Genomic DNA, 10,629 nt, shown 5'->3' on the forward strand with positions numbered 1-10,629 from the left:
TTCGTTGTCCCGTCGTCGGTGCAGGTTGCTGCAACCCGCGTCCTGGCTCCTGTGGCAGGCTCCGGCAGGGCCGTGCCGCGGCACGCCCTGCACGACGAGACGTAGCGACGTCGAAGGGAGCCCCGGATGCGTATCAGGGTCCTCGGTTCGGTCGAGGTGTCCGACGGCCGGGCGTGGTCACCGGTGGCGGCTGCCCGCTGCCGTGCGGTGCTGGGTGCGCTCGTCGCGCACGGGCCGCAGAGCGTCCCGGTCGAGAGCATCGTGCAGGACGTGTGGGGTGACGCCCCACCCCGGTCCGCCGTCGCGCAGACCTACGGGTACGTGCACCGGCTGCGCCAGATGCTCGGGGACAGTGACGGGACGGCCCTGCGGCGGTCCGACGCCGGCTACCTCCTGGTCGAGCAGCACGCGGGCGTCGACGTCCGGCAGTTCGAGGCCACCGTCACGGACGGGCTGAGGACGTTCGAGGACGGCCGCTTCGAGCAGTCCGCCGAGGTCTTCGAACGGGCCCTCGACTGGTGGCGGGGCGACCCGTTCGGCGGCGCGCCCCCGGGCGACTCCGCCGTCGAGCTGACCCATCGGCTGACGAACCTGAGGACGACCGCCGTCGAGCACGGTTTCCAGGCGCAGCTCAACCTGGGCCGGCACCGGGCGGTCGTCGAGGAGATCGAGGCGCAGATCGCCGGGTCCCCGTTCCGGGAACCCTTGTGGCGGCAGCTTCTCGTCGCCCTGTACCGCAGCGGACGGGCCGCCGAGGCCCTCCAGCAGTACGACCGCCTGCGCCGCACGTTCGCGGAGGAGCTCGGCACGGATCCCAGCCCGGCCACGCGCGCGATCCACCAGCAGATCCTCGACGAGACGTTGCCGATGGCCGAGGCGTCCTCCCGGACCTCGGCGACGGCCGCGGTCGGGGCGGAGGCCGCCACCCCCGCGGAGGCTTCGCGGCCCGTGCGTCAGCTCCCGCCGGAGGTCCCGGACTTCTACGGGCGGACGGCGGAGACCGAGGCCGCGGTCCGCGCCGTCGCGGAGCACGACCGGTCCGGCTCGCCCGCCGTCCTCGTGCTGCACGGCGCGCCCGGGGCGGGCAAGTCGAGCCTGGCCCTGCACGTGGCGCGGCTGGTCCAGGCCGAGTACCCCGACGCGCACTTCCATCTCGCCCTGGCCGGGACGACCAGCACGCCCCGTGGCCCCGAGGAGCTCCTGGCCGCGATGCTGCGCGCCCTCGGCGGCTTCGGGCACCCGTTGCCCACCAGTCTCGACGACTGCGCCGCGCTGCTCCGCTCGCAGCTCGCCGAGCGCCGCACGCTCGTGGTGCTCGACGACGCGGCGTCCGCCCACCAGATCGTCCCGCTCCTGCCGCCGAACGGCCGCTCGGCGGTCATCGTGACCAGTCGCGGCATGCTCGCGGACCTGCCCGGTGCCCGGCGCATCCCTGTGGACGTACTCACCGCCGACGACGCGCAGGCGCTGCTGGCACGGATCGTGGGCGACGAACGGGTGGCCCGCGAGCCCTCCGAGGCGCGGGCCATCGTGCGCCTGTGCGGTCTCCTGCCGTTGCCGATCCGCATCGCGGGGGCCAAGCTCCTGAGCCGTCCGGCCTGGCCGCTGAGCCGGCTGCGCGAGCGGCTGGAGGACGAGACCCGAAGGTTGAGCGAGCTGAGCGTCGGCGGCCTCGACCTCCGCGCGAGCCTGGACCTCTCGCTGCGTTCCCTCTCGGCGGACGCCGCCCGGGCCTTCGCGCTCTTCGGCCTCCTCGGCCCGGGCGACCTGCCGGGCTGGGTGCTGGGCGCGCTCCTGGACACCGACGCCTGGGAGCCCGTGGCCGAGGAGCTCCTCGACGCGGCGCTGCTCCAGCAGGTCCGGCTCGACGACATCGGGCAGCCCCGGTACCAGATGCACGACCTGCTGCGGGTGTACGCGCGGCAGCAGGCGGGCGACCTCGGCGCCGGCACCTGCCGGCGAGCGGTACGACGGGCCGTGCGCAGCTGGACGCTCCTGGTCGACAGGCTCCGGCGCAACCGACCGCACAGCCTCTTCGACCCCGTGGACGCTCCCCGGTCCGCGGCGCCCGACGCGCTCCCGCCCTGGCTCCCCTACGACGAGGAGAATCCCCCGGGGCTCGCCATGGGGACCGCGTGGACGGCCATCGAACGCCAGTCGCTGCTGGACGCGGTGCGGCTCGCGTGCGCGCACGACCTGACCGCTGACGCCGGGCGCCTGGCCCTGCTGCTGGGGCCCCTGTACGACCAGCACGCGTTGTACGAGGACTGGCGGACGAGCCACCAGACGGTGCTCGACCGCCCCGACGTCGACGACCTCGCGGCCGCCGCCCTGCGGCGCGGCCTCGGCCAGGTCAACATCTACACCGGCGACTTCGAGGCCGCCGCGGGGTTCCTCCGGGACGCGCGACGCGCCTACCTGGGGCACGGTCACGACCTCGGCGCCGCGCTGGCCCTCGCCAGCCTGGCGAGCGTGCACCGCTGCCGGGGCGAGCACGACGCCGCCGAGGCGGCGCTGCGTGAGTCCCTCGGCGTCGTCGCGGCCGCCGGGGACGCGCCGAAGGAGGCGCTGTTCCGGGGGTCGCTCGGCCGCATCCTCACCACCCAGGGCAGGCTCGCGGAGGCCCGGACGTGGCTCGCCGGGGCCGCGTCCCTGGCCCACGACATCGGTGACACCCACCGCGAGGCCGTCGTCCTGCGCGACCTCGGCACCCTGGAGCTGGCGGACGGGGAGCCTGCCGTCGCGCTGCGCACGCTCGAACAGGCCACGCAGATCTTCTGGGACCTGAGCGACGAGCGCTGCGCGGCCAAGACCCTCCTGGCGACGGCGCCGGTGCTCGTCGCCCTGTCCGACCGTGAACGAGCGGTGGCGTCCCTCGCCGAGGCCACCGCGTACTTCCGCCGCCACGGCCTGCACGACGACGAGGCCCGCTCGAAGAAGCTGCTGGCCGAGGTCTCCGGGGCAGGTGACGTCACGGCATCCGTCGCGTGACCCGACCGAGCACCTGGTGGTCGGGGCAGGGCCCCCACCGGCGGGAGTCGACGCCGCGGGGGTTGTCACTGAGCAGGACGATGTGGCCCGCGGGCACGCGCCCCTCTCCCCTGTCCCAGGGGGCCGGGTCGATGCCGTCGGGCCATGGTTCGCCGCCGGTCGCCGCCACACGTTTGATCAGCCAGCGCCTGCCCAGTGGCAGGCCCGACCGCTGCGCGGGCGCCGTCGTCGGCCATCCGTGCTTCACATCGGGCTTGCGCACGACGACGACGTCACCGCGGGCGGGCGCGCGCCCACCGCGCCGCACGAGCACACGGTCACCGGGCTCGTACGTGGGATGCATGCTCGTGCCGTCGACGGCGACGACGACGTAGTGGTGTCGCAGGTGCCGGTACCCGGCCGACCCGGCAAGCACCGCTCCGGCCAGCGCGAGCGCAAGGACCATGGCCGTCCCTGTCATGCGGACACTCCTTCCCCGGCCGGGACCGGGTCCTGGTAGCCGGTCGCCTGCAGCGTGAACAGGCGGGCGTACTCGCCGCCCGCCCGCATGAGTTCGTCGTGCGTGCCCTGCTCGGCGACGACGCCGCCGGCCAGGACCACGATCTGCTGCGCGTCCCGGACCGCACCGAGCCGGTGCGAGACCAGCAGGGTCGCGGTCCCGGTCCGCAGGGTGCCCAGCAGCTCGCGGACCTCGTTCTCGGCCTGCGGGTCGAGGCCCGACGTCGGCTCGTCGAGCACCAGCAGGTCGCGGCCGGACCGCATGAGCGAGCGAGCAAGCGCGAGGCGCTGCCACTGACCGCCGGACAGCGTGGTGCCCACCGACGTCGTGTCGTCCCCGACCTCGTCGTCGTTCCAGAACGCCCGGGACAACATCGTGTCGTACCCGTGCTGCAGCCCGGCCACGATCCGGTCCGCACCCGCTGCACGCGCCGCGGCGTGCACGCGGGCGTCGTCGTCCAGGTGCTCGAGCGCGCCGAGCGCGATGTTCTCGCGTGCGGACAGCTCGTACTGCACGAAGTCCTGGAAGACGGCGCTGACCCGGGAGCGCAGGCCGTCGACGTCGTACCCACGGATGTCGGTACCGTCCCACAGGATCGCGCCGCGGGACGGGTCGTACATGCGCATCAGCAGCTTGACCAGCGTGCTCTTGCCCGCGCCGTTCAGGCCGACGACGGCGACGGAACCGCGCACCGGGATCGTCATGCTCACGCCGCGCAGCACCCAGGGGCCGTCGTCGGTGTAGCGGAACCAGACGTCCTCGAGGCGGATCTCGTGCTCAAGCGGGCGGGCGGGGACGGGGGCGGCGGGGGCGATCAGATCCTGCGGGGTGGCGAGGACGTCGTCGTAGTGCGCCACGAGCAGCAGCGTCGAGTGGATGCGAGCGAGGCACATGACCAGGCCGGCGGCCGCACCCTGGACTCCCCCGGTCGCACCGACGAACGCGGAGACGTCGCCGGCGGTGAAGTCGCCGCGCAGCGCGCCGAGCACCACCCAGACGAGACCACCGCCGGAGACGACGGCGCCCGCGACCATGAGCGGGGCGTGCGCGAGGAAGGTCTTGCGGTCGAGGCGCTCCTCGGCGGCGTTGATCGCGCGCAGCTCCCGGTTCATGCGGCCGGTGAGGAAGCGCCCGGCGCCGAAGATCCGCACCTCGGCAGCCGCGACGGGATGCATCATGAGGTCCTGGTAGAAGGCCAGGCGCCGCGAACGCGGGCTGATGCGCCACAGCACGTCGGCACGTTCCCGGTTGAGGACGAGCTGCACGATCAGCCCCGGCATCGCGGCGACCACGACGAGCACGGCGACCACGGGACTGATCATGACCAGCACACCGAGGGTACTCGCGATCGTGATCACGCCGCGGACCGTCCCGAACAACGAGTCGATGACCTCGTCGGGCGCGTCGGAGGCGGACGTCTGGGCCATGCGGAGCCGGTCGCGGAAAGCCGGGTCCTCGAAGTGGCGCAACCCGGACAGCCGTGTGACGGTCGTGAACAGGCGAGACGTGACCAGCAGGGTGACGGCGCGGCGGATCCGGCCGTTCACGTACTGGCTGACGTGCGACATCAGCGCGCCCGCGAGGGTCATGACCGCGAGGCCCACCACGATCAGGACGGGACGGTCCCCCAGCGGCTGCGGCACGCCGGGAGCGCCGGAACCGAGCTGGAGGACGTCGAGCAGCCACTTGGTGGCGAGCACGCCGCCGGCGGGGAGCAGCGCGTCGGTCAGCGTGACGAGTACGAGGACCGCGAGAGCACCGGGCGCCGCCTGGGCCCCCAGGGCGGCGATCCGGAAGGCGCGGACGGTGCCGGAGCCGATCGCGGTCAGCGCGCGGTGACCGCGGCGGGGCCGGGTGTCGCCGCCTGATACGGCGTCGCGCTCGGCGCCGTCGTCGTCCGTCATGCCGGCACGAGGACGGTGTCCAGGTCGCTGACCTCGACCCCCGAGCGCTTGACCTGCCCGGACCTGTCCACGAGGACGAACGCCGGGTAGCCGCCGGCGTTGAACGGCAGATCGATCCCGTCGCGCCGGTGCACGACGACGGTCACCGTGTCGCCGAGCGTGGCCAGGTACTCCTCGCGCTTCTCCGCCTTGCCGTGCTCGTCGTCGTGCACGACGAACGCGATGACCTGGTGCGGGGTGAAACCCTCGCGGCGGGTCATGTCGACGAGGGGCTGTAGTTCCTTGGCGCAGGTGCTGCAGCTGGTGTCGAAGAAGGCGTAGACGGCGGTGTCGCCGTATCGGTCCTCGTAGGAGATCTCCTCGCCGGTGGTGGTCGTGGCGGAGAAGGGGCGGATGGAGGCGCCGGCCTTGACCTCGTCCAGGTCGGGGAATGTGGGCTTGCCGTGCGCGTGCCCGGTGTCGGCTGCCGGTGCGGTACGGACGCGGCGCGCGATCGCCGCGGTCAGCACGAGGTTGAACACGGTCAGGACGCCGAGCAGGACGACGGCGGCGGTGAGGACTGCCATGGGAGGCTCCGTTCTCCGGTGGATCAGGGTGGTTCAGCGGGTAGGAACGCGCGTGCCGGAACGGCGCGGGTCCGGAGGGGCGAACACGTCGACGACGTCGTCGAAGAAGTAGGTGAGTGCGGTGACCGCGGCAGCGCCGACGACGGCCAGTGCGGCGGAGCCCAGGTCCGGAAGCGGGTCGGCGACGGCGTCGGATGCGGCCACCAGGCCACCGACCGCCAGCACCGTGAGCGCAACGTTGCGGACGACGTGCGGCCAGCCGAGCGACGTCGTGCTCCTGCCGAAGCACGAGCACGTGACCGCGGCGCCGGTCGTGGAGTAGAGAGCGATGCCCGTGAAGCCGGTGAACATCAGCGCCGTGGCGGCCAGCGCGGGAGCGGCGACAGGTGCGATGGGCGGGGCGATCGCCACGAGGAGCGCAACGGCCAGCAGGATCTCGACGCCGATGTGGAGCGAGGACATCACGTCCGCGGGCAGACGGCCGAGCAGACCGGGCGCCCGGTCCAACAGTGCCTTCCAGGTCTCCCGATTGGCATCGCCGCGCACCTTCGCGACGCCGGACGCGAGCAGAACGCCGGCAACGGCCAGCTGCAGGAACAGTGCGAGGGTGACGAGCAAGGGTGAACTCCGCGGAGGTAGTGATCACATCGAGTCGGGGGACTGCCGCCATGCGCCGTCGCCTGGCGGCAGCTGGGCCAGCAGCCGCGGCCTCACCAGGACACCGGAGGGGCCACGGCTGCTCTGCACATCGGCCGTGGGTACGACCGATGACCTCAGCAGACGGCGCTGCAGCTGATGTTCCTCCAGGCGGTGCACGTGCCGGCCTTCTCGCAGGTGGAGCCGCTGTAACACGTGCGGGCCTGGTGGAGGATCCCGGAGGTCCCGCTCGACGTGGAGCACCGTGTATAGCATCGGTACTGGGTCGTGGAGCCGCAGAGGGCCTCGGCCACCTCCTGAGGCGCGACCTTCTGCAGCATCGCCTCACCAACCCGCGCGAACAAGTTGCTCATGGTTCCCTTTCTCTCCGTGAATGCTGATGACGCCATTAATCCAGCCTGTCGCCCGGACCACCAGGAACGGCAACCGGCAAATTCACCGGCAGAACGGCAGCGGCTCACAGCTAGACCGGTGGAGCAACGATCCACGGGTCAGTCGTCACCTGTCGGTCGGCACGGCAGAGGGATTCTCAGACGCAGCAACCGACATTGGCCCAAGAGGTACATGCGGTGTGGCAGTTCGTCGTCTGCTGGTAGCAGTAGCGCTTCTGCCACCTGTGCGAGCCGGTCTCGCATACGGTCGTGTTACAGCGGTACTGGTAGTAACCGGAACACGCGGCCTCGGCCGTCTCGTTCCGGGCCGTCTTCCGGAGGATTGCGTCACCGAACTGCACGAACAGGTTGCTCATAATGCTCCTACTCTCCGCGATTGCTGACGAACTCATTAAGCCAACCCGCCGCCCGCACCGCCAGGAACCGTCAGCGGCAAATTCACCGGCATGTCCGCACGCCCCGCCTCGCCGTCATCCAGGCTGATCTCCCAGGCGAACTCCCGCAGCAGGCGATGCATCTCGTACCGGCCGGGGCGCGGTTCCTCCAGCAGGTGCAGTCCCGATACATCTGCGTGTCATTGGAGAACTTGCCGTTGATCCCGCAGGCACCGGAAACGCACCGGTACCGGCGTGTCGTGACGCAGGCAGCCTCGGCCGCCGTCTTCGGCGCCACCTCCTGGAGGACCACGTCACCGAGCTACGTGAACAGATTGCTCATTCCACTCCTTCTTTCGTCAGGGTCTTGCGCCGGCGTTCAGCAGCAGCCGTTGTCGGCCCAGGCCGTGCAGCTGGGCGGGCAGGAACCCGTGTAGCAGGCGCGCCGCTGACGGTTGCCCGTCGTCTGCGGCTGGGCACGACACCTTTCGCTGGACTCGCACCGGTACTGGTAGTTGGTGATACAGACGGCCTCGGCCGTCTGCTCCGGGGCGATCTTCTGGAGGATCGCGTCACCGAACTGCTTGACGAGGTTGCTCATCCCGCTCCTTCTTTCTCCGGCATTGCGGACGGCACCATTCGATCCGGTCGAGGGCCGTGGCGACCAGGAAGTTCGACCGGCAGCTCCACCGGCAGTCGCGACGGCCGGAGCGGTGCCGGGCGGGGTGTCGGCCGGCGACTGACCAGGGCGAGCGGCTCGACGTCCTCGTCGAGGCCCGCCTCCCGGACGAACTCCCGGACCAGGTCGTGCATCTCGTACCGGTCAGGCAGCGGCTCCTCGAGCAGGTGCGTCGAGGTCAGCTCTGCGAGCACCCGGTTGGCGGCCCGGGACGTCAGGTTCCAGGACGCCGTCACGGCAGCCCTGGTCATCCGGGCCGCCGGGAGTGCGCCGGCCAGACGAAGGCATCGCGCGGCCTCCGGGGTGAGCCGCCGGTACGACTCCGCGAAGACGGTCCGCAGGTCGCACCCCGGGTCGTCCGCCGTGTGGAAGGCGTCGAGCGGCACCGGCTCGGCCAGCCAGGCATCGAGCGCGGCCTGCGCCTGCGCGGCGGGGCGACGAACCAGGCGGTCGCTCGCGATACGCAGCGCGAGCGGCAGGCCGGCGCAGCGCCGCACGATCGCGTCGACCGCTCCGGGGGCGCCGCGCAGATCCGCGGGTCCCAGCAGGTTCCGGACCAGCTCGGCGGCGTCGTCGTCCGCAAGGGGTCCGACGGCGACGTGACGCGCCCCGTCCCGGATGCTCAGCCCGCGCAGCTGGTACCTGCTGGTGACGAGGGCCGCGCAGGCGCCGGGTCCGGGGAGGAGTGGCCGGACCTGCTCGGCGGAGCCCGCGTCGTCCAGCACGACGAGCATCCGCCGCCCGGCGAGAGTGCGGCGCAGGAGCGCGGCGCGGTTCTCGGCCGACGACTGCGCACCCAGGTTCGCGATCCCGAGGTCGCTGAGGATCCGGTCGAGGACGGCCTCGGTCGGGTGCGGCCGTCCGGCGCGAGAACCGTGCAGGTCCACGTACAGGACGCCGTCGGCGAAGGACACCAGGCGCGTGTGGGCCCAGGCAAGGGCGAGAGCGGTCTTGCCGGCGCCGGCAAGACCGTCGAGGACGGCCAGTCGCGGGGTGCCAACGTCACCGGTCAGCGCGGCGTCGAGCTCGGCGAGCTCGACGGCCCTGCCGGTGAACGGGGACGGCCGCGGCGGCAGCTGCAGCGGGACGACGAGGTCCGGCGCCTCCGCGGCCGGAGGCAGGTCCGGGGACGGCGCCGCCCAGGAGCTGGCTCGCGGGGTCGTCCCGGGCGCGTCGGGCTGGTCCTGGGCCGCGGCGCACTGTCGGGGACGGTAGGACCCGACAAGGTCGGACAGCTGGGCGTCGCCGAGGCCGAGGCCCGTCCCGAGCGCGCGCAGGGTGCTCGTGCGCGGTCTGGCCACGGCGTCGCGCTCGAGGTTGCGCACCGAGCGGACGGACAGGCCCGCGCGCTCCGCCAGCTCCTCCTGCGTGAGACCCGCTGCGCGGCGGAGCCGCGAGAGCGGTCCGTCGCCCACCCCTCCGGTCACCACGAGATCAGTGGTCGTTCACGGCGGTGTCGGTCACGGCACTGCTTCGCGTTCGCATGGCATTCCTTCCGGTCCGGTTGACCTGCCAGTGTTCACAGGCCACCTACATCGGTCCTGCACCGGACCTATGCCGACGGCCTATCGCCCCAGTGCCCTGGGCCTGCAGTCGAGGTTCGGGATCGACCCGCGCGAAGGCGATGTTCCGCCTGATCAGCACCTCGGAACGGCGCGTCCTAGAGGACGCCTCCCCGGCTGACCGGCGGGTGAGCCGATGGTTCGTCCACGTGTGGCTGATCGGTCCGGTGTTCGCCTTCGGCTACCTCGTCTGGTACCTCCTGCCCTGGGTAGGGCAGGCGGCCGCCTGGACCGCAGCGGGGCTCACCACGTCCCCGGCTTCCCCGACGTTCTGGTGGACCGTCGCCTCCGCCGTCGCGCTGTTCGGTCCGCTGGTCCTCACGGCTGCCGTCGCGGCGAAAGCAGGAGTCAGGGCACTGCGGGCGCAGAGAGGCAGGGGGCAGCGTGCGACGACCTAGCTCACCGGCCCGCACTCCCTCCGTGCCTGTCCCGTGCACGACGTTTCCGCCCCGCCTACCCTCGGAAGGCGTGGGAGAAACTCCCGACGACCGACAAGGGGGCCGATGAAGATGCGACGGATCATGGGTATGGCGCTGGGGCTCGTACTGACCACGACGATCGGGCTCACCACCGCCGCACCGGCGTCGGCGTGGACCTACGAGGCGAAGCACTGCGTGGGCGACCTCGTGGACCGGTGCGTGTCACTGCGCAGGAACTCCGACGGGACGGTGTACGCCCGCGCGTCGGGCCGCGACGACAAGGACCGGCCCGGCGACTACAGCGTCCGGATGCTGCAGGTCAGCTACTCCTATGTCCGCGACGGGAACCCGCCGGCCGGCACGACCGTCGTCACCTACGGGGACGCCGGCTGGAACGAGACCTACGAGTGGATCGCGACCAGGGCCCTCCCCGTGCCGTGTGGCACCTCCGTGGGCGCGAGCGCCAAGGTCGAGTGGATGGACGAGAGGACCAAGGAACGCACGACCGGGTGGGTGAGCACGTCGGCCGTCATCTGCTGACCTGGAGGTCACGGGCGTTGTCCGCCGCCCGCGCGTCCCCACGGTG

9 protein-coding genes are annotated in these 10,629 nt (G+C 72.2%); 3 read left to right on the forward strand and 6 right to left on the reverse strand.

From position 1 onward, the window contains the following. The first annotated feature begins 126 nt into the window (after positions 1–126). Complete coding sequence (locus tag ACH45N_RS17075; RefSeq protein ID WP_397395945.1) at positions 127–2,991, forward strand: BTAD domain-containing putative transcriptional regulator; 2,865 nt, start codon at positions 127–129, stop codon at positions 2,989–2,991. Here ACH45N_RS17075 and ACH45N_RS17080 read toward each other — a convergent pair. From ACH45N_RS17080 to ACH45N_RS17105, 6 genes are all read right to left on the reverse strand, one after another. Continuing rightward, on the reverse strand, positions 2,972–3,451 hold the full coding sequence (locus ACH45N_RS17080) for a S26 family signal peptidase (RefSeq protein ID WP_397395947.1): 480 nt from the start codon (positions 3,449–3,451) through the stop codon (positions 2,972–2,974). The two genes, ACH45N_RS17075 and ACH45N_RS17080, sit on opposite strands and share 20 nt — an antisense overlap. Continuing rightward, complete coding sequence (locus ACH45N_RS17085; RefSeq protein WP_397395949.1) at positions 3,448–5,394, reverse strand: ABC transporter ATP-binding protein; 1,947 nt, start codon at positions 5,392–5,394, stop codon at positions 3,448–3,450. The genes ACH45N_RS17080 and ACH45N_RS17085 overlap by 4 nt, the downstream gene beginning before the upstream one ends. Further along, positions 5,391–5,960, reverse strand: a complete 570-nt coding sequence (locus ACH45N_RS17090; protein WP_397395951.1) for a TlpA family protein disulfide reductase — start codon at positions 5,958–5,960, stop codon at positions 5,391–5,393. The genes ACH45N_RS17085 and ACH45N_RS17090 overlap by 4 nt, the downstream gene beginning before the upstream one ends. A gap of 33 nt (positions 5,961–5,993) precedes the next feature. Next, positions 5,994–6,578, reverse strand: coding sequence for a MauE/DoxX family redox-associated membrane protein (locus ACH45N_RS17095; RefSeq protein WP_397395953.1), 585 nt, complete (start codon positions 6,576–6,578; stop codon positions 5,994–5,996). Between the two features lie 1,184 nt (positions 6,579–7,762). Continuing rightward, positions 7,763–7,984 (reverse strand): hypothetical protein, encoded by a 222-nt coding sequence (locus tag ACH45N_RS17100; protein WP_377227561.1) that lies wholly within the window; start codon positions 7,982–7,984, stop codon positions 7,763–7,765. Continuing rightward, positions 7,981–9,489, reverse strand: a complete 1,509-nt coding sequence (locus ACH45N_RS17105; RefSeq protein WP_397395955.1) for an NB-ARC domain-containing protein — start codon at positions 9,487–9,489, stop codon at positions 7,981–7,983. Before ACH45N_RS17105 ends, ACH45N_RS17100 begins: the two co-directional genes overlap by 4 nt. A gap of 263 nt (positions 9,490–9,752) precedes the next feature. Here ACH45N_RS17105 and ACH45N_RS17110 point away from each other — a divergent pair, with 263 nt between their 5' ends. Both ACH45N_RS17110 and ACH45N_RS17115 read left to right on the forward strand, forming a co-directional pair. Further along, positions 9,753–10,022, forward strand: a complete 270-nt coding sequence (locus tag ACH45N_RS17110; RefSeq protein WP_397395957.1) for a hypothetical protein — start codon at positions 9,753–9,755, stop codon at positions 10,020–10,022. Positions 10,023–10,127: 105 nt separating this feature from the next. Then, complete coding sequence (locus ACH45N_RS17115; RefSeq protein WP_397395959.1) at positions 10,128–10,583, forward strand: hypothetical protein; 456 nt, start codon at positions 10,128–10,130, stop codon at positions 10,581–10,583. The last annotated feature ends 46 nt before the right edge of the window (positions 10,584–10,629 follow it).

The sequence above is a fragment of the Promicromonospora sp. NPDC019610 genome (assembly GCF_044389365.1).
Taxonomy (GTDB): domain Bacteria; phylum Actinomycetota; class Actinomycetes; order Actinomycetales; family Cellulomonadaceae; genus Promicromonospora.

Coding starts and splice junctions, on each gene's coding strand:
- ACH45N_RS17115 (WP_397395959.1), top strand. CDS start 10,128: ATGAAGATGCGACGGATCATGGGTATGGCGCTGGGGCTCGTACTGACC.
- ACH45N_RS17085 (WP_397395949.1), bottom strand. CDS start 5,394: ATGACGGACGACGACGGCGCCGAGCGCGACGCCGTATCAGGCGGCGAC.
- ACH45N_RS17075 (WP_397395945.1), top strand. CDS start 127: ATGCGTATCAGGGTCCTCGGTTCGGTCGAGGTGTCCGACGGCCGGGCG.
- ACH45N_RS17080 (WP_397395947.1), bottom strand. CDS start 3,451: ATGACAGGGACGGCCATGGTCCTTGCGCTCGCGCTGGCCGGAGCGGTG.
- ACH45N_RS17090 (WP_397395951.1), bottom strand. CDS start 5,960: ATGGCAGTCCTCACCGCCGCCGTCGTCCTGCTCGGCGTCCTGACCGTG.
- ACH45N_RS17100 (WP_377227561.1), bottom strand. CDS start 7,984: ATGAGCAACCTCGTCAAGCAGTTCGGTGACGCGATCCTCCAGAAGATC.